General features: G+C 70.2%; 16 protein-coding genes and 2 tRNA genes. 8 read left to right on the top strand and 10 right to left on the bottom strand.

Going from position 1 to position 18,983, the window contains the following annotated elements:
* The first annotated feature begins 101 nt into the window (after window positions 1–101).
* Window positions 102–1,121, top strand: coding sequence for a glycoside hydrolase family 6 protein (locus SCAB_RS27335; RefSeq protein WP_046773365.1), 1,020 nt, complete (start codon window positions 102–104; stop codon window positions 1,119–1,121).
* Window positions 1,122–1,283: 162 nt separating this feature from the next.
* Here the strand turns inward: SCAB_RS27335 and glxA are convergent, their stop codons facing one another.
* The 7 genes from glxA to SCAB_RS27370 form a co-directional block, all read right to left on the bottom strand.
* A complete protein-coding gene (gene glxA, locus SCAB_RS27340) occupies window positions 1,284–3,221 on the bottom strand; it encodes a radical copper oxidase GlxA (RefSeq protein ID WP_013003324.1) in 1,938 nt (645 codons plus the stop codon).
* Window positions 3,218–5,215, bottom strand: a complete 1,998-nt coding sequence (locus SCAB_RS27345; protein ID WP_013003325.1) for a glycosyltransferase family 2 protein — start codon at window positions 5,213–5,215, stop codon at window positions 3,218–3,220. The genes glxA and SCAB_RS27345 overlap by 4 nt, the downstream gene beginning before the upstream one ends.
* 398 nt (window positions 5,216–5,613) lie before the next feature.
* Window positions 5,614–5,690, bottom strand: a tRNA-Lys gene (locus SCAB_RS27350).
* A 158-nt stretch (window positions 5,691–5,848) separates the two neighbouring features.
* Window positions 5,849–6,295, bottom strand: a complete 447-nt coding sequence (locus tag SCAB_RS27355; protein WP_013003326.1) for a hypothetical protein — start codon at window positions 6,293–6,295, stop codon at window positions 5,849–5,851.
* Window positions 6,296–6,350: 55 nt separating this feature from the next.
* Window positions 6,351–6,986, bottom strand: a complete 636-nt coding sequence (locus SCAB_RS27360; RefSeq protein ID WP_013003327.1) for a hypothetical protein — start codon at window positions 6,984–6,986, stop codon at window positions 6,351–6,353.
* A 128-nt stretch (window positions 6,987–7,114) separates the two neighbouring features.
* On the bottom strand, window positions 7,115–7,750 hold the full coding sequence (locus tag SCAB_RS27365) for a hypothetical protein (protein WP_013003328.1): 636 nt from the start codon (window positions 7,748–7,750) through the stop codon (window positions 7,115–7,117).
* Between the two features lie 2 nt (window positions 7,751–7,752).
* Window positions 7,753–8,190, bottom strand: a complete 438-nt coding sequence (locus tag SCAB_RS27370; RefSeq protein WP_037729516.1) for a hypothetical protein — start codon at window positions 8,188–8,190, stop codon at window positions 7,753–7,755.
* 807 nt (window positions 8,191–8,997) lie between these two features.
* On the opposite strand from SCAB_RS27370, the gene SCAB_RS27375 reads away from it, so the two are divergent.
* From SCAB_RS27375 to SCAB_RS27405, 7 genes are all read left to right on the top strand, one after another.
* Complete coding sequence (locus SCAB_RS27375) at window positions 8,998–10,611, top strand: peptidoglycan-binding protein (protein ID WP_041669721.1); 1,614 nt, start codon at window positions 8,998–9,000, stop codon at window positions 10,609–10,611.
* Between the two features lie 204 nt (window positions 10,612–10,815).
* Window positions 10,816–11,961 (top strand): SPFH domain-containing protein, encoded by a 1,146-nt coding sequence (locus SCAB_RS27380; protein WP_037729518.1) that lies wholly within the window; start codon window positions 10,816–10,818, stop codon window positions 11,959–11,961.
* 96 nt (window positions 11,962–12,057) lie between these two features.
* Window positions 12,058–12,675, top strand: a complete 618-nt coding sequence (locus SCAB_RS27385; RefSeq protein WP_013003332.1) for a lytic polysaccharide monooxygenase auxiliary activity family 9 protein — start codon at window positions 12,058–12,060, stop codon at window positions 12,673–12,675.
* 119 nt (window positions 12,676–12,794) lie between these two features.
* Window positions 12,795–13,265: a DUF3592 domain-containing protein gene (locus tag SCAB_RS27390; RefSeq protein WP_013003333.1), complete on the top strand. Its 471-nt coding sequence runs from the start codon at window positions 12,795–12,797 to the stop codon at window positions 13,263–13,265.
* Window positions 13,266–13,305: 40 nt separating this feature from the next.
* Window positions 13,306–14,952, top strand: coding sequence for a long-chain-fatty-acid--CoA ligase (locus tag SCAB_RS27395; protein WP_013003334.1), 1,647 nt, complete (start codon window positions 13,306–13,308; stop codon window positions 14,950–14,952).
* A 70-nt stretch (window positions 14,953–15,022) separates the two neighbouring features.
* Window positions 15,023–16,261 (top strand): sensor histidine kinase, encoded by a 1,239-nt coding sequence (locus SCAB_RS27400; RefSeq protein ID WP_013003335.1) that lies wholly within the window; start codon window positions 15,023–15,025, stop codon window positions 16,259–16,261.
* On the top strand, window positions 16,246–16,899 hold the full coding sequence (locus SCAB_RS27405; RefSeq protein ID WP_013003336.1) for a response regulator transcription factor: 654 nt from the start codon (window positions 16,246–16,248) through the stop codon (window positions 16,897–16,899). The genes SCAB_RS27400 and SCAB_RS27405 overlap by 16 nt, the downstream gene beginning before the upstream one ends.
* Before the next feature lie 122 nt (window positions 16,900–17,021).
* Here SCAB_RS27405 and SCAB_RS27410 read toward each other — a convergent pair.
* The 3 genes from SCAB_RS27410 to ehuA form a co-directional block, all read right to left on the bottom strand.
* A tRNA-Lys gene (locus SCAB_RS27410) sits at window positions 17,022–17,095 on the bottom strand.
* Between the two features lie 127 nt (window positions 17,096–17,222).
* Window positions 17,223–17,981, bottom strand: coding sequence for an IclR family transcriptional regulator (locus SCAB_RS27415; RefSeq protein ID WP_013003337.1), 759 nt, complete (start codon window positions 17,979–17,981; stop codon window positions 17,223–17,225).
* A 214-nt stretch (window positions 17,982–18,195) separates the two neighbouring features.
* Window positions 18,196–18,975, bottom strand: a complete 780-nt coding sequence (gene ehuA / locus SCAB_RS27420; protein WP_037729690.1) for an ectoine/hydroxyectoine ABC transporter ATP-binding protein EhuA — start codon at window positions 18,973–18,975, stop codon at window positions 18,196–18,198.
* Window positions 18,976–18,983: the final 8 nt, after the last annotated feature.

Raw genomic sequence — 18,983 nt, forward strand, 5'->3', positions numbered from 1 at the left:
GAGTCGACAGCACCTGGACAAGGGTGTGACGGCCCCCTTGGCGAGGCGGTACTTATGTCAGGATTGAGGCTTACGACACGGTGCACCCGAGGGGGAGTTGGATGTACGGCAGGAGGGGTGCCGGGGTTCGGGCGTCGGTGGCGGTGGTGGCGGCGATATCGCTCGCCGCCTGTTCCGGGGGGAACGACGGCGACGGCGGGAAGAACCGGAGCACAGGGCCGGGTATCACCCAACGGCCCGACGGCACCGACCCGTTCTGGGTCAATCCGCGCGGGAACGCGGCGGCACAGGTCGCCGCCTACGAGAAGGCCGGCAAGGACAGGGACGCCGAGCTGATCCGCATGATCGCCGAGCAGCCCACCGGCGAGTGGATCGGCCCGGAGAACCCCGAGCGGGAGGCCAGGGGCTTCACCGAGGCCGCGAAGGAGGCGGACCGGGACGCCGTCCTCGTCCTCTACAACATCCCGCACCGCGACTGCGGCCAGTACTCCGGTGGCGGCGCGGCCGACGGCGACGCCTACCGGGCGTGGATCGACGGGGTGGCCCGGGGCATCGGGGACCGGGCGGCCACGGTCGTCCTGGAGCCCGACGCGGTGCTCCACGTGGTGGACGGCTGCACCCCGGAGGAGTTCCACGGGGAGCGGTACGACCTGCTGAAGGGTGCGATCGAGCGGCTCGGTGCGCTGAAGAACACCACGGTGTACCTGGACGCGGGCAACGCCGGCTGGGGCGACCCCGACGAGATCTACGAGCCCCTCAAGTGGGCCGGGATCGAGCAGGCGGACGGCTTCGCCGTCAACGTCTCGAACTTCTACACCACCGAGGACTCCATCAAGTACGGCAAGCAGCTCTCGTCCAGGATCGGCGACAAGCCGTTCGTGGTCGACACCAGCCGCAACGGCAACGGCCCCTGGAACGAGGGCGACGAGGACGAACGCTGGTGCAACCCGCCGGGACGGGCGCTGGGGGAGACGCCTACGACCAAGACTCCGGACGAGCTGGTCGACGCGTACCTGTGGGTGAAGCGTCCCGGGGAGTCCGACGGGGAGTGCAAGGGCGGCCCCAGGGCGGGGGAGTGGTGGCCGGAGTACGCCCTGGCCCTGGCGAAGGCGTCCGACTGAGGGCCGCGCCCCTGAAGAAGCAGGGCGCAGCCTCTGCTTCCTCAGGGGCGCGGGGAACTGCGCGAGAAGCCCCACCGGGCCCGAGGCCAGAACGGCGCACCGGGCCCGAGGCCAGAACGGCGCACCGGGCCCGAGGCCAGAACGGCGCGGGCGAGCGCAGCGCTACGGCACCTTCACCCACCGCGCCTCGCTCGGTGTCCCCGCCTCGTCCGTCACGAACAGCATGTACCACCCCGACTGCACCAAATTCCGGTTCTTCGGCACGGTCACGGTGATCCGGTCGCCCTTCGCCACGAAGTCCGCCTCGATCGACTTCTGGTCCACGTCCGTCACATGCGTCGACGCGCTGGGCCGGATCAAACGGGCCGAGCGGACCGCCGAGGCGTCCCGCGCGCCGAACGTCGCCGTCCCGCCGCGCGCGACCGTCTTCGGCCCGCCCGTCAGCGTCGGCCGCGCGTCCCGGTACAGGTACGGCGGCGTGTAGATCTCGATCCGCTGCTCGAACTCCCCCGGTTTGGTGTTGGCCCTGTCGGCGTAGAGGGAGTCCGACCCGAAGAACACCACACGGCCGTCCGGCAGCAGGATCGACCCGGAGTGGTAGTTCCGGCCGACCAGCGGGTCCGCCACCCGGCGCATCCCGCCCGTCCTCGCGTCGTACAGCCGCGCCTCCAGGATGTTGGAGTCGCCGCGCCCGCGATAGTCCTCCGAGCCCCCGGAGATGAGCACCGTGTCGTCGGGCAGGATCGACGCCTGCGGATACCGCGTGCCCTTCGCCAGTCGCGGCCCGTCCACGAACCTCGGCCGGTCCGCCAGCAGATCGATCAGCCGGGTCCTCCGACTGGAGCGCTGCGACTCACCGACCCCGCCACCCCCGATGACCATGTACGTCTCGTCCTGCGCCGGAGGCAGCAGCACGGTCCCGGCGGTCTCCAGCAGCTTGCCGTCGCTCATGCCGGGCAGCTTGGTGAACCTGTTGGTCCGCAGGTCCCAGACACCCGGGTCGCGCCCGATGTCGTCCGGCCCGTACCCCGCGTTCGCGCCCGAGTAGAACAGCTTGCCGTTCTGCATCAGGGAGATCGCCGGGTACGTCGGGAACTGCTGGACGTCCTTGGTGTACGTCCACTTCTTCGTCGCGGGGTTGTAGATCTCGTTCTTGCCCGGGACGAGCTGACCGATGTCGTCGAGGCCGGACAGCGACAGGACGGTGCCGTCCGACAGCGTCGTGAGCGTCGGGTACCAGCGGGCCTCGTTCATCGGGTCGACCTTGATGTACTTCTCGGCGACCGGGTCGAACTCGTAGGCGTCCCTGATCCCCTGGAAGTCCTTCTTGTCGAGCGCGAGCTTCTGCGCGATGCCGTACGTGTTCCGCGCGTCCTCGCCCTTCAGGCCCACGACCCGGTAGTTGTCCTCCGTGCCCGTCTCGTACTTCCTGCCGCGCCGCTCGGCCTCGACGTAGGCGCGCGCGATGCCCGGCTTGTTGCCGGTGAACCTGCCCGTGTCCGGGTCGAAGGTCTTGACGGCCTTCTTGATGTCGACGGTGTCCTTGAGGACGAAGGTCCTGCCGTTCTCCTTGCCGACGAACCGGGTGCCCGCCCTGATCCTCATCCGTTTGTCGGGGTTCTCGTTATGGATGATCATCAGCCCGCCGGCCTTGGTGACGTCACCCTTCAGCTTCTCGTAGCGCTTGGTGCCGCCCGCGATCAGCAGGTTGCCGTTGCCCAGCTGGGTGTGCCCCGTGCAGAACAGGTCGGCCGGGGTCGGCACCCGCTTGATCGTCTGCTTGACCGGGTCCCAGAGCCGGGTGTCGAACTTCTTCCTGTCGAAATTGTCGGCGTCGTTGCCGGAGCCCGCGATCAACAGGATCTTGCCGGTGTGCAGCAGCGCGGCGTGGATCGTGTTCTGCCGGTACTCCCGCGGGAACTCCACGATCTGCCAGTGCCCGTTGGCGGCCTTGTACTCCGGCCTGTTGATCTTGTACTCGTGGTACTTCTCCGAACTGAAGCGGTACACCCAGGGCCCGTTCGTCCCGGCGAGCGCGAGGACCACCGCCCCGCCGATCGCGAGGCGACGGGCGCGGCGGCGGCCTGCACGGTCCTTCATTCCTTACGTCCCCCCAGTCCGCCCAGGGCGATCTGCATGGTCTGCTCACTGCCTCCGTTGCCCGGCCCGGACGCGGCCCAGCTCGGCTTGTGCCGGGGAGCGTGGGGTGCGGGCGGGGCGTGTGGTGCGGACTGTGGCGCGAAGGGCGCGGGCGCCGCCTCGGGGGGTGCCGCCATCGAACCCTGGAGTCCGTCGGCCGCGGCGGCCCTCTTCCGGTCCTGCCGCACCATGTGCCGCCAGACGACGATCGGGAGAGCCGTGATCATCATGGCGAAGGTGGCCCAGATGATCATCGCGGGATGTGCGTGGCCGAGGACGAGGCCGGCGGCGATCGAGGCCCCGAAGATGACGATGAAGTACCAGTGGTACCGGAAGGTGCCGAACCACCGGTCGGGGCTGGCCGAGTCGCCCTTGGGCGTGACCACGAACTTGCTCTTGCGGCGCAGGGCCGAGTCGACCAGCGCCTTCGCGTAGAGCGGCGCGGACAGCGCGGACATCACCATGCCGGCCACACCGCCGGAGCCCTCCGGCTCGTGCGGGGAGACGTTGTGCCGGCGGTTCCAGACGTACAGGCCTATCTGGAGCGCCGAGGCGTTGCCGTAGAGCATCAGCCACACGGTCGGGTCGATGTTCACACCCGAGGCGCCCAGGCCCAGGAACAGGGCACAACTCAGCGCCGCCAGGATCCAGTTGAGGGCGGACATCGGGTAGAAGATGATCATCATGGTGTAGTTGAAGAGCTTGCTCGGCGGCAGCGAGTACCAGCCCTTCCAGTACTGCTTGAGGATCGTCTCGTAGGTGCCCCGCGACCAGCGCATCTGCTGGGTGAAGAAGTCGGTCCAGGCGCTGGGCCCCTCACCCACCGCGAGCACGTCCGGTGTGTACACCGAGCGCCATTTCTTCCCCGTCGCCGGGTTCTTGTGACGGTGGATCTCGAAACCGGTCGCCATGTCCTCGGTGATGGAGTCGTACAGCCCGCCGATCTGCTTGAGCGCCCTGATCCGTACGGCGTTGGAGGTGCCGACGAACATGGGGGCGCCGTACCGGTTGCCGGCGCGCTGGATCAGCGCGTGGAACAGGAACTGTTGGGACTCGGCGGCCTTGGTGACGAAGTTGTCGTAGTTGCCGTACACCTGGGGGCCGATGACGAAGCCGATGTTCGGGTCGCGGAAGAAGCCGAGCATCCGCTCCAGGTAGTTGGGCAGCGGGATGTGGTCGGTGTCGACCGAGGCGAAGAAGTCGTAGTCGTCGCCGTGGGCGTCGAGCCAGGCGTTGTAGTTGCCGTGCTTGGTCTTCGCGCGGTGCGGCCCCTTGGGCTGGTTCCACTTCGCGATGCCCTTGCGGGAGAAGTGGTGCACGCCCAGCCGCGCGCAGACCGTCTTCACGGCCGGATCGTCGCCCTCGTCGAGCAGCCACACGTGCAGCAGTCCGCGGTGGCGCAGTCGCACCGCGGCCTCCAGGGTCTTCGTCACCATCTCCAGCGGTTCCTTGCCGGGCACGAAGGAGGTGAGGAAGGCGACCCTGGTGCCGGTCTCGGGCACCACCGGGATCGGGTCGCGGGCGACCAGGGTGGCGTGCGCGTTCGACAGGACGTTCATGCAGCGGAAGAACTCGATCAGACCGATCGAGACCAGCATGACCATGTCGAGGGCGGGCAGGAAGTCGTACTCGACGTAGTCGCGCCTGGTCCAGTGCTCCTGCTGCAGCAGCCAGCCGAGCAGGACCAGGGAGAGCAGCGGTGCGGCGGCCAGCATCAGGGCCACCCGCAGACGGTGCGGCTCCTGGGAGATCAGCGAGCGGTACTGCACCGTGTAGGGCTTGGTCGGATCGGGCTGGGTGAGCGGTCCCGCGAGGCGGCTGTAGTGCTCGTAGTCGTAGCGCGGAAGGGTCTTCCGCAGCTTGCGGAATGCTCCGGTCCGAGGTGACGGTACCTTGAGCCGGGCTGTTTCGGATGGGTCGTGATTGTGCCGGGCGCCCGTCGGCGTCGACGTCATGGGTCATTCCCCCCGCACACTCATCGAGTGTGTGTTCGTCGGTCTTTCGTCCGAATCGGTCCCCCTCGACCGTTACGGACACATCAATGCGTCATCGTCACCATGTGATCTACACCATGGAGACACGGGGCGACGGTCATCCGGTTGCATTGATGCCCGCTCGGCATCTTTTGTTCCTGAGCGCTTACCTCCTGTACCTCGGTGAAAGTTTGGGGTCCGTATTTCGGCGCTAATTCGCCCATGGCACGGGTGTGCGAAAGGGGGTGGGGAGCCGGGGGCGCGCGCGGGGAGACCCCGGGGGGCGCATGGCGGACGCGGGGCCGGCGGGTAAGGGGGCATGCGAAGAAGGCATACGAAGAGGGCCCTCGCGCCACATGCTCGCGAGGGCCCTCTTCGGATGGTGCGCCGCCAGGGACTCGAACCCCGGACCCGCTGATTAAGAGTCAGCTGCTCTAACCAACTGAGCTAGCGGCGCGCGAGGAAAAGTCTAGCGGAGGTGCCGGGGTGCTTCTGACCGCATGGTCCGGGACGGATCGCGGGACCGCACGGGGAACGGCCGACCGCCGGCTCCCGGCGTGGAGAACCGCCGGTCGCCCGGCTCCGGCGGGGGAGTCGGGCGACCGGCCGGCGTGCTCAGCTCTTGACGTAGAACTGGCTGATGGTGCGGTTCTTGACCTCGAACACGTTGTCCGCGCGCAGCATGCTGTTGCAGACGTCGTCCCCGTGCTTGGAGTTCAGCACGTCCTGGGAGTACCACTCGCAGGTCACGTTCTGCAGCCGCTGCCGGGAGCCCCACTTCACGCCGAGGTTCACGGTCTCCTGCGGGGGGTTGCCGACCCGGTCCGTCCTGTTGATGGCGACATCGCAGGCGACGCCGTCGCTCTTGGGCACCTCGATCACCCGGGACCAGGTGACTTCCTTCTGGCCGTTGGCGTAGTAGCCCGTCCAGTAGTTCCCGCAGATACGGGAGCCGGACTGGGCCTCGGCCGTGCCGGGGACCGCGAGGGCGAACAGTGCCCCGGCCGCCATTCCGGCGGCCGTCAGCATCGCCGTACGCCGCTTCATGAGTTTGATCGACATGGGTGTCTCCTTGACTGGGAAATGCCGGAAAGGAAGGTGAAAGCGAACTGGCGTGTCACATACGGCCGTTGACGGCGTAGCCGACCTTTTCCTTCTCGAACACGTTGCGGGTCCAGTTGCCGAACCGCAGGTTTCCGTTCCACTCGTAGGTGGTTCCGCCCTGGCAGCCCCGGTTGGTCCTGACCCAGCCGCCGGCGAAATCGCCCTGCGTCCAGCGGCGGACCGCGACCTGGACGGGCTGCGCCACGTCACCGCCGTTGAGGTGCACGGTCCAGGTGAAGTTCGTGCTGATCTCGGTGGTCTTCTGGTATCCGCCGACCAGGGAGAGCACGGTGTTGTACCACTTCTTGGAGGGCGACGTGGCGTTACCGAGGTCCACGCCGCCGCCGATGGCCCAGCCGGTGGTCGTGGTCTTCGACTTCGTCCACGCGTAGTCGCAGGTCCGGCCGCGGGGGCACTGGAACTCGGTCCCGCGCCAGACCCAGTCGTCCCAGGTGTTGCCGGCCCGCTGCCGGGTGATCGACCGGGTCACGTTGCCGCCGCCCGTGCCGGGGACGACGTTCGCTCCGTCGGAATAGCTCTGGCTGAAGCACTGGGTGGCGGCACTCGCCGTGCCCTCGGTCGTGGCCAGAGTGGTGAGGGCCAGCGCTCCGCACAGCAGAGCGCGATTCCACCAGACTCTCTTGCGCATGACGGTGTCCTTTCTCGGAGAAGGAAATGCCCGGAAGTGATGGTGGGGGGATTCAGGCTGTCCGGGTTCTGTTCGGAGTGGGCCGGTGAACGGAAGTGGCCCACGGAAATGACCGGGTGATATCGGGGTCACATGCGGCCGTTGACGGCGTAGCCGACCTTTTCCTTCTCGAAGACGTCGCGGGTCCAGTTGCCGAACCGCAGGTTTCCGTTCCACTCGTAGGTGGTTCCGCCCTGGCAGCCCCGGTTGGTCCTGACCCAGCCGCCGGCGAAATCGCCCTGCGTCCAGCGGCGGACCGCGACCTGAATGGGCTGTGCCACATCGCCGCCGTTGAGATGCACGGTCCAGGTGAATGAGGTCGTGATCTGAGTGGTCTTCTGATATCCGCCGACCAGACCGAGCACGGTGTTGTACCACTTCTTGGAGGGCGAGCTGGCATTACCGAGATCGGTCCCGCCGCCTATGGCCCAGCCGGTGGTCGTCGTCTTCGACTTGTCCCACGCGTATTCACAGGTCCGGCCGCGGGGGCACTGGAACTCGGTCCCGCGCCAGACCCAGTCGTCCCAGGTGTTGCCGGCCCGCTGCCGGGTGATCGACCGGGTCACGTTGCCGCCGCCCGTGCCGGGGACGACGTTCGCTCCGTCGGAATAGCTCTGGCTGAAGCACTGGGTGGCGGCACTCGCCGTGCCCTCGGTCGTGGCCAGGGTCGCGAGGGCGAGGGTGCCGCACATCAGGACGCGAGCCCACCAGGTGTTCGTCCTCATGCTCAGTACACCTGCGACCACTCGGCGGGCGTGCGGTTGGCCACCTGGCCGATGAGGTCCACCCGGTTCATGGTGAGGCAGGGGTCGTCGCCGTACTTGTCGTTGAACAGGTCGCCGGCGTCTTCGCAGGTCCAGGACCTGATGGGCTGACGCGGGTTCCAGGTCACCTTGCCGTAGCCGGGCAGATCGCGGCCGTTGATGCTGTTGGTCTTGTCGATGACGCGCAGGCAGATGCCGAAGTCGACCTTCGGCACCTCCAGCACCTTGGCCATGATCCCGACCGTCTTGCCGTTGGCCCGGGCCTCCCAGTAGTTCCCGCAGATACGGGAACCCGACTGGGCCTCGGCCGTCGCCGGCAGGGTGAGCGTGGTGGCCGCCGCCGCTGTGATCGCCAGAGCGGCCAGGGCCGTCCTGCGGCCGAAGGGGAGTGCGATCGCCATTGATGTCTCCTTGGGGTCCACGAAACGGTCCTCCGAGCGAGGACCGAATTCGAGGGCGGGGGGTGGTCGGCCATCAATATGGAGCGCCATCTGATGGGAAGTCAAGACTTCAAGAACCTTTTTCGAGCGACTTCTGAAATCGCGTCAGAAAGAAATGTGCGGGCATGCCGAAGCACCCTTTGGGCGCATCTGCAAAAGGCTGCGGGACGCGCGAAAAGGGTTATCGGAAAGGTTGCGAAGGCATCGCGAAAGAGTCCACGAAAGGATCGCGGAGGAGGTCGCGAAAGGGATCGCGAAAAGGGCGGCTCTCACATGAACGGACGGGGGCGGCTCTACGGCTCCCAAAGAGGGTGGGGGGTCTTTGGTCACGGCTCTGGTTCAGCGCTGATCATGCAACCGAATAGCTTGAAACGTCAAGATCGACCCTCGGCGGACTCAATGAACGAAACGCTACCCGGCAGTCACTTTCGAGTAATTACCGGACCGTCCGGTAACTATGGGGTTGCCGAAACGTTTTTCCTTTCTTTCGGCTTTCCCTGCCGGCGGCATCCGGCGATCGCCCGACGCCTGGCGCCCGCCTCGGCCGCCGCCGCCAGGCCACCCGACCGCCGCCGCGAGCGCCGCCCCGGCCACGGGTCACCGGCCACCGGTCACTGGCCGGTCCGCGGGTGGACACCCGCCGGCCCCGGCCCGGGAGCGGCGGAGTACATCATTTGGACCGTCAGCATGCGACACCGGGAGACAGTTGAGAAACTGACGGGCGTGCAGAAGCGTGGAATTCTTCGGTCGGTTCGCGAGGGGAATCGTATGGAGACTCCGGTATTCGAGGAGGTCGATCCGGGGACCGATTGCGAATGCCCCGGCTGTGTCCACTGGCGGCGGGTCATGCCCTACTCGGCCCAGTACGCCCATGTGAGTCACCCGGCGGCCAGGGCCGTCAGGAACGCCCTGGTGGTCGCCACCGCCGCCGGTGCCGCACTCGGCGCGGGGCATGTCGTACCGGCGGTCGCGGCGACCCACGGACCGGTTCGCCCCGGTGCCGTTCCCGCAGGTGAGGGGCCTGATACCCCGCAGGGGGTCAAGGGTGCGCTGCACGGCCCCCGAGGGCGTCCGGCGGACGGGAAGAAGCCGCTGAAGGAGGTGACGCTGCCGCCCACCACCCGCGCCGACATCATCAGGCGAGCCAGAGCCTGGGTCGAGGCCGAGGTTCCTTACAGCATGCGCGCGTACTGGTCCGACGGATATCGGCAGGACTGCTCGGGGTTCGTCTCGATGGCCTGGAACCTCCCCGGGAACGAATGGACCGGCAGCCTCGGCAAGTTCGCACAGCGCATTTCGAAGGACCGGCTCGAACCGGGCGACATGTTGCTCTTCCATAATCCGAAGGACCCTCGAAAGGGTTCGCACGTCGTCATTTTCGGGGGCTGGACGGACGACGCGGAGACCCACTACATCGCCTACGAGTCGACCCACCCGTACGCCCGCAGGAAGGCCACCCCGTACGGGTACTGGGACAACGCCGCCCACTACGTGCCGTACCGCTACAAGGGCCTGATCGCCGACGACGCCGACCTGCCGGACTACGGGACCGACTCCGCCGGCGACCTCGGCGACCCCGGCGGCCCCGGCGCGCCCGCCGTCCCGCCGAGGACGCCGGAGCCGCCGGGCGCGCAGGGGGCCGCCGGGCCGTCCGGTGGGGAGCGCTACCCGGGCCCCGGGGCCTTCGGTCCCGGCGCGCACAACAAGTACGTGGCCCGGCTGGGGCACATGCTCGTGCGACGCGGCGGCGCCCGCTTCTACACCGGCGGACCGGGACCGGGCTGGTCGGCCGCCGACCGCAGGGCGACCCGGGCCTTCCAGCGGGCGCAGGGCTGGTCGGGCCACTTCGCCGACGGCATTCCGGGCCCCCTGACCTGGGCGTATCTGGTCACCGGGCGGGGCCGGGACATTCCGCAGACCGGGAACCAGGGCCCGCGGGGGAAGCCGGCGGCACCCGAGCCGCCGGTGGTGCACCGGCCGCCGGGCATGCCGGGAGGGTCCGGCACCCTCGCCCCGTCCCGCACCCCCGGCGCCTCCCGCCCACCGGGAGCGCCGTCGGTGAAGCCCATGCCGCCCGCCCCGCCCGGGGGTTCCGGGGACCCGGTGGCTCCCGGTGGACCCCCGCCGCCCGCCTCGCACGGCGTCGCCGGTTATCCGGGGCGCGGCATGTTCCGGCCGGGCGCGGACAACGCGTATGTCCTCCGGCTGGGGAAGCAGCTGGTCAAGAGGGGGTTCGGCAAGTACTACACCTCGGGTCCGGGGCCGCGCTGGGGCGAGTCGGACCGCCGGAACGTGGAGGCGTTCCAGCGGGCCCAGGGGTGGCGCGGCGGCGCGGCGGACGGCTACCCGGGCCCCGAGACCTGGCGCCGGCTGTTCTCCTGACGGCACGACCGGCGTCCACCGGGGCGCGGATCCGCCGACCTCCCGGACCCCCTTCCCGTCCCTGGCCCGATCCCCTTCCCGTCCCTGGCCCGATCCCCGGCCCGATCCCCGGCCGGACCCGGGCCCGACTCCCGGCCCGACGTCCCACCCGAACCGGTGGGGCCCTCACCACGGTTCTTCCTGCGCGGAGGCATGGAGGCACGTATGCGTACGACCACCCCACCCACACCGGAGCCCGATGGGCCCGCGCGGCCCGCCCGGCTCATCCAGAACGAGACCACCACCGAGATCCCCGTCCACCTGCTGTTCCGCGACGACCCCGTACCGGTGGCCTTCCCCCTCGCGCCCGCCGTCGTGGGCCGGCGGCGCGGTACCGGCGAGCAGCCGCGGGTACGGCAGGGAATCGCGTCCGCCGAGCCGCGCCCCGCCGTCGAGGTCGACCCCGAGCTGGTCGAGCGGCCGGCGCGGGTGGTCCCCGGCGCGCTGGGCGTGCTGGGCGGGGCCTGCGGGGTGGCCGGATGCGTCCTCACCTCCTGGTGGGCCGGGGTGCTGCCGGGGCTCGCGGCGAGGGCGCTCGGACTGCCGGCCGCGTACGCGGGCGCCGGACTCGGACCGGCGCAGTGGGCCGCGTACACCGGAGCCGGGGCCCTGACGATGTTCGGTTTCGGCGGGCTGGCACGGGGGCGGACCGGAGGGGCCTGGGTGCTCGGGCTCTTCGGGCGTTACCGGGGGACCGTCCGCCGCACCGGCCTGCTCTGGGTGAACCCGCTGGTGCTGCGCCGCCGCGTCGACGTACGGCTGCGGCACTGGCGCAGCGAGCCGATCGCGGCCGTCGACGCAGGCGGGGTCGCCATGCGTGTCGTCGTCCTGGTGACGTGGCGGGTCAGGGACACCGCACGGGCGGTGCTCGGGATCGAGGACCACGAGCGGTACCTGCGGGAGTGCGTGGAGGCGGCGGTCTCCCGGGTGCTGGCGCGGCTGCCTGCGGACGTGCCGCCGGGCGCGCTGGTCAGGGACGAGACGCTGCGGAACACGGAGGCGGTGGGTGAGGCGCTGACGCGGCTGGTGGCGGCGGACACGGCGCCGGTCGGGGTGGAGGTCTTCTCGGTCCAGCCGATCCGGATCGAGTACGCGCCGGAGGTGGCCGCCGTGATGCAGCGCCGCCGGATCGCCGCGCTCGACGCCCAGCACCGCGACACCGTCCTCACCTCCGTCGTCGACTCGGTCGAGGACACCGTGACCCGGCTGACCCTGCGCGGCCTGGTCGAACTCGACGACTACGAGCGCAAGGCGCTGGTGAAGGACCTGACGGTGGCGTTCTATACGGGGCGGCGCGAAGTGTCGTCCTGAACCGCTGAATTGGTATGGACATGTTCAACGGTCGCCCATAATCTGGGACTTGGTCTAGACCTGGAAACTTCCCCACGTACTCCAGGGAGCGGCAGCATGCGCCATCACGCGCGGAACAGGACCAAGTGGTACGCGGCCGCGGTCGGCCTGGCCACCACCGGAGCGCTCGTGCTCTCCAGTGGTGGCGCCTCCGGCCACGGCTACACCGACCTCCCCGTCAGCCGGCAGAAGCTCTGTCAGAACGGCACCGTGACCAACTGCGGCGACATCCAGTGGGAACCGCAGAGCGTCGAGGGACCGAAGGGCTTCCCGGGCTCAGGGCCGGCTGACGGCCGACTGTGTTCCGGTGGCAACACCAGGTTCGGCCAGCTCGACGCGTCCGCCCGGCCGGGCGGCGGCGCCTGGCCCACCACCAGGGTGACGGGCGGTCAGAACTACACGTTCCGGTGGCAGTTCACCGCCATGCACGCCACCACCGACTTCAAGTACTACGTCACCAGGGCGGGCTGGAACCAGAACCACGCCCTGACCCGCTCCGACCTCGACCTGACGCCGTTCTTCACCGTCCCCTACAACGGTCAGCGCCCCCCGTCCACGCTCTCCCACACCGGCCGTCTGCCGTCCGGGCTGAGCGGCCACCACGTCATCCTCGCGGTCTGGACGATCGCGGACACCACCAACGCGTTCTACGCCTGCTCGGACGTCACCTTCTGAGTCCGGGCGCCCGGCCCCGCGAGTTCTGAGCATCGCTTGAGCTGCGCGGGGCCACCATCCGGGTACGTTCCCCTCACGCCGCCGACCAGGGCGGCCGCCGCACTCCGGGGGGAACCGCCATGGACGTCTTCTTCTACCTCATTCCCGTGGTCATGATGACCTTCATCGGCTTCATGGCGTACCGCGTCCTGATCCGCTGGCTGCGCGTCAGAAGGGCCTGGGACAGCGGGCTGACGGCCGAGGCGCGCTGCCTGAGGACGTTCACCACGGTCCACCGGAACACGGGCGAACACAGCAGCGTGCGCACGACGGTCCACCACGTGTACGAGTTCACGGCCCGGGACGGCCGCGCCATCCGCTTCGAGGAGGAGGACGGGCCGATGACCACGGTCGAGGGCGACTTCGTGACCGTGTACTACACCGACGGCCCGGAGGTGGTCGCCACCGCCCACGCCCCCGGCGAGCGGGTCAAGCAGGCCGCGGCCGGGCTCGGCATCCTGGCGTTCCTCGGGGTGGCCTTCGCGTTCTGCGTGTTCTTCATGGTCACCTTCCACCAGTTCTCCACGGACCCCTCGTTCCCGACGCCGTGACCCTCCTCAACTGACGGTACGTCAACTACCGTGCGCCGACATGGAGTCCATCAGGCGCACGGTCGCACAGCTCGTGGCCGACCGGTGGGACGACCACCGGCCCGGGCTGTGGTTCGAGGAACAGGTCCTGACCCACCACGAGGTCGCCGCCGGAGCCGCCGCCCGCGCGGCACTGCTCGCCGACCTCCTGCCACCCACCGCCGAGCCGCACTTCGGCGTCCTTCTCGACAACACCCCGGAATTCCCGCTCTGGCTGAGCGCGGCGGCCCTCGCGGGCGCCGCCGTCGCCGGGGTCAACCCCACCCGCCGGGGTCCCGAACTGGCCCGCGACATCCTGCACACCGAATGCCGCCTGCTCATCACGGAACAGGCCCACCTGCCCCTGCTGGACGGCCTAGACCTCACCGGCGTACGCATCCTGGTGACGGACACCCGGCCGTACACCGAACTGCTCGCCCCCTACGCCGGCGCCCGGCCCGACCCCACCCGCGCCGGCCCCGCCGACCGTCTCCTCCTCTACTTCACCTCCGGCTCCACCGGCGCCCCCAAGGCGGCCCTCTGCTCCCAGGGGCGGCTGGCGGCGGCCGGACGGGCCCTGGTGGACCGCTTCGGGATACGGCGGGACGACGTGCACTACGTCTGCATGCCGCTGTTCCACGGCAACGCGGTCATCGCCGACTGGGCCCCCGCCCTGGTCGCCGGCGCGGGCATCGCCCTGCGGCGCCGGTTCTCGGCCTCCGGGTTCCTGGACGACGTACGGGCCTACGGGGCCACGTACTTCACCTACGTCGGACGGGCCGTGAGTTACGTCCTGGCCACCGAACCCCGCCCCGACGACCGCGACAACCCGCTGCGCATGGGCTTCGGCACCGAGGCCGGGGCGGTGGACGCGGCGGCGTTCGAAGAGCGGTTCGGGGTCCGGCTCGTGGAGGGGTACGGGTCCTCCGAGGGCGGGGCGGCGATCCAGCGGACGCCCGGGACACCGCCGGGAGCCATCGGCCGGGCGGCACCCGGCGACGACCTCGCGGTGGTCGACCCCGAGACCCGGAAGGAGTGCCCGCCCGCCCTCCTCGCCGACGACGGCCGTCTGCTCAACGGCACCGAGGCGATAGGGGAGTTGGTCAACCGGGGCCCCAACCCCTTCGAGGGCTACTGGCGCAACCCGGAGGCGGACACCGCCCGCCGCCACGACGGCTGGTACTGGACCGGCGACCTCTTCTACCGCGACCCGGACGGCTTCCTCTACTTCGCCGGCCGCACCGACGACCGCCTCCGCGTCGACAGCGAGAACCTCGCCGCCGCCGTCATCGAGAACATCCTCGCCCGCTACGAGGGCGCCGAGGCCGTCGCCGTGTACGCCGTGCCCGACCCCGTCGCCGGGGACCAGGTCATGGCGACCGTCGCCGGCGCCTTCGACCCGGACGGCTTCGCCGAGTTCCTCGTGGCGCAACCCGACCTGGGCACCAAGATGACCCCCCGGTTCGTCCGGGTCGTCCCGTCCATGCCCGTCACCGCCACCAACAAGATCCAGCGTGCGACCCTCCGCCGCGAGGGCTTCCGCTGCGCCGACCCGGTCTGGTGGCGGCCGCCCGGGAAGTGGGCCTACCGCAAGTTCTCGGCCGTCGACCTGGCCCGGCTGGTGGCGGAGTACCGGGCGCGCGGGCGGGACGAGCTGCTGACGAGGTAGGGCTGGGCATACCCCCGGACACCGCCTGGGCCCATGGCCGCCGCCCGCCGCCCCCGCCTACCGTGACCCCATGATCCGAACGGTCCTGCGGGAGGTGCCGCGCGCGGTGGCCTACCTGCTGAGCGGTGTCCTCGTCGGCGCCCCGCTGCTGGTGGTGCTGCTGGTCCTCGGGGTCCTCGGCCTCGCCCTGGCCCCGGTCCTGGTGGGGCTGCCGCTGCTCGCCGTGGCCGTTGTGTCGGGCATCCCGGTCGGCGCCCTGGAACGGCGGCGGCTGGCCCTCACCCGCACCCCGCCGCCGCCCGGCCCGCACGCCACCCCCGCCGAGCCCGGTCTCGCCGCCTGGACCCGGCTGCGGCTGACCGAGCGGGCGACCTGGCGGGAGCTGGCGTACACGCTCCTGCTCGGTCTCGTGCTGTGGCCGTTCGACGCGGCCGTGCTGCTCGCCGCGCTCGGTGTGCCCGGCGCGCTGATCGGGGCACCCCTGCACCTGGCGGCGAACGGCGGTGCCGGCGGGGACGCGCGGATCGTCAAGCTCTGGCTGATCGACTCCTACGGCCAGGCCCTGCTGTGCACGGCCGCCGGTGCCGCGCTGCTCCTCGCGCTGCTGTGGCCCCTCGTCCGGTACGCGCGGCTGCGGGCCGCGCTCGCCCGGCTGCTGCTCGCGCCGAGCGAGGCGGAGGCGGAGCGGCGCCTGGGCGAGGTGACCCGGTCACGGGCCCGGCTGGTGGCGGCCTTCGAGGCGGAGCGGCGCCGGATCGAACGCGATCTGCACGACGGGGCCCAGCAACGCCTGGTCTCCCTGAGCATGGCCCTGGGACTGGCCCGCCTCGACGCCCCGCCGGAACTGGCCGCCCGGCTCGCCGCCGCCCACCGGGAGGCCGACCAGGTCCTGGGCGAGCTGCGCGAGTTGATCCACGGCATCCATCCGCAGGTGCTCGCCGACTACGGCCTCCCGGACGCCCTCGCGGACGCGGCCGACCGGTCCGTCGTGCCCGTGGAACTCGACGTGGACCTGCCCCGGTTCGCCGAACCCGTGGAATCGGCGGCCTACTTCGCGGTCCGCGAGGCCCTCGCCAACATCGGCAGGCACAGCGGGGCGGAGCGGGCCCGGATCGGCGGACGGTACGCGGGAGGGGTGCTCCGGGTGGAGGTGTGGGACGACGGGACGGGCGGTGCCGACCCCGCGCACGGCAGCGGGCTCACCGGTCTCGCCGACCGGCTCGCGGTGCTCGATGGCAGACTGTCCGTCCACAGCCCGGCCGGCGGCCCGACCGTCCTGTCCCTGGAGATCCCGTGCCCGCAGCGCTGAAGATCGTGCTCGCCGAGGACAGCGTGCTGCTGCGGGAGGGGCTCGTCGGCGTGCTGACCCGGTTCGGGCACGAGGTCGTCGCGGCGGTCGGGGACGCCGAGTCGCTGACGGCGGCGGTGACGTCGTACGCCCCCGACCTCGTCGTCACCGACGTACGGATGCCGCCCGGCCTCTCCGACGAGGGGCTGCGCGCCGCCCTCGCCCTGCGTGCCGCGAACCCCGCCCTGCCGGTCCTGGTCCTCAGCCAGTACGTCCAACGGGCCTACGCGGCCGAGTTGTTGGACACCGGCGACGGCAGCGGCGTCGGCTATCTCCTCAAGGACCGCATCGGCCAGGTCGAACAGTTCGCGGAGGCGGTGGAGCAGGTGGCGGCCGGGGGTACGGTCGTCGACCCCGACGTCGTACGGCAGCTGCTGCGGCGCCGGCGTGATCCGCTGGCGGCGCTCACTCCGCGCGAGCGGGAGGTGCTGGCGCTGGTCGCCGAGGGAAGGTCGAACGGGGCCGTCGCCCGGGAGCTGGTCGTCACCGAGGCGGCCGTCGGCAAGCACATCGGCAACATCCTGGGGAAGCTGGACCTGCCGCCGGCGGAGGACACTCACCGCCGGGTGCTGGCGGTGCTGGCGTACCTGAGGAGTTGAGGGCGGCGCGGCGCGGGGGGTGTGGGTGGCGAAGCCCCCACGGCGCGCGGCGAAGCCGCGCAAACACGACGATGGCGAGACAGGTTCGCGTTTTCTGCGAACATGCCTCGCCATCGTCATCGTGCGCCGCCAGGGACTCGAACCCCGGACCCGCTGATTAAGAGTCAGCTGCTCTAACCAACTGAGCTAGCGGCGCAGACTCTGTCGCCCTCGCGCTTTCGCGGCTGGCGACAGAGAAAATACTACCTGGTCCGCGAGGGTGCCCTCGACCACTTAAACGTGAGCTGGATCTCCGCGGGAGCGGCCGCTCCCGCGGTGGGTGTCTAGATCGCCAGCGACAGCAGCACCGGCGCCGCTCCCCGGTTCAGCGTGTGCGCCGCCGCCCGCAGCCGGTGCGCGTGCTCCAGCGGGAGCGACAGCGCCAGGCAGCCGACGGCGGAGCCCGCGGTGAGGGGGACGGCCGCGCAGACCGTGCCCGGCGCGTACTCCTGGAGGTCGAGCACCGGGACCGTGGGCGTCTGGGCGTCGAGCTTGCTCAGCAGCACCTTCTCGTTGGTGATCGTGCGGGCGGTGAGCCGGGCCGGGCGGTGCCGCGAGAGGTGGTCGCGCCGGCCGTTGAGGTCGAGCTGGCCCAGCAGACCCTTGCCGAAGGCGGTGGCGTGGGCGGAGGAGCGGAAGTCGACCCACTCGTGGACCGCGGGCGTGGCCGTGCTGTCGGCCCAGCCGGTGACCTGGATCTCACCGTCCAGATAACGGGTGACGTAGACGGCGGCGCCGACCGAGTCGCGCAGCCGGTCGAGGGTGTGCTGGAGCTGCTCGCGCAGGGCCCGGTCGTGACCCTCCGTCGAGCCCAGCCGGGCAAGTGCGGCACCGGTGACGTAGGCGCCCTCGGTGGTCTGTTCCACGTATCCCTCGCGACGCAGCATCCGCAGGAGCGCGGTCAGCCGCTCGCTGTCGACGCCGGTGCGACGGGCGATCTCGGCGTCGGTGACGCCACCTGCGTGCCGCGCCACCGTCTCCAGGACGCGCAGGGCGTCCTGGGCCGAGTGGTACGGCGCGGTCGGCTCGTGCTTGAGCGCCACGGTTTCCCCCTGCGCTTCTCGGGCCGTTTTTCGGACAGCTTGCCGTGTCCCACGATACGGCTCAAGAGCCGTACGCGGAGGGGTTGTTCACGAGATTTTCCCGGGGCCCTCCGCCCTCCCAACTGCCGGACCAGCACTCTGGCATATGCCATGGGCATGGCCCGGCGGGCGGACCTCGGATGTTCCCACGCGTTCCCCCCTTCACTTGGTGTAGTCAGTTGACCGCACCGAGGAATTCGCGCGTACGTTCGTGTGACGGATCGCCGAAGATCTTCTCGGGGCTGCCCGATTCGATCACCTGGCCAGAATCGAACATCAGAACTTGATCCGAGATGTCCCGGGCGAAGTTCATCTCGTGGGTCACACAGAGCATCGTGATGTCGGTGGTGCGGGCGATGTCCCTGAGCAGGTCGAGCACGCCCGCGACCAGCTCGGGGTCGAGCGCGGACGTCACCTCGTCGAGGAGCAGCACCTGCGGGCGCATCGCCAGGGCCCGCGCGATGGCCACCCGCTGCTGCTGACCGCCGGAGAGCTGGGTCGGATAGGCGTCGCACTTGTCGGCGAGCCCGACCATGTCGAGCAGTTCGCGGGCCCGCGCCTCCGCCTCGTCCTTGGAGAGGCCGAGGACGTTGACGGGCGCCTCGGTGATGTTGCGCAGCACCTTCATGTTGGGGAAGAGGTTGAACTGCTGGAACACCATCCCGATGTTCTTGCGGACCTCACGGCACTGCTTCTCGCTCGCCGGGTACAGCTGCTGCCCGCCGACGGTGATCCTCCCCTCGTCCGGCTTGGCCAGGGTCATCAGCAGCCGCAGGATCGTCGTCTTGCCGGAGCCGGACGGGCCGATCAGCGTGACGTGCTTGCCCGCGTCGACCGAGAAGTCCAGCCGGTCGAGGACGGTGTTGCTGCCGAATCGTTTGGTCACGTTCTCGAAGCGGATCAGTTCGTTCGTGTCCGCCACGCGCCGGCCGGCGGACTCGGGTTCGTTCTTCAGCGGGGTGT

It is taken from the genome of Streptomyces scabiei 87.22, from assembly GCF_000091305.1.
GTDB lineage: Bacteria > Actinomycetota > Actinomycetes > Streptomycetales > Streptomycetaceae > Streptomyces > Streptomyces scabiei.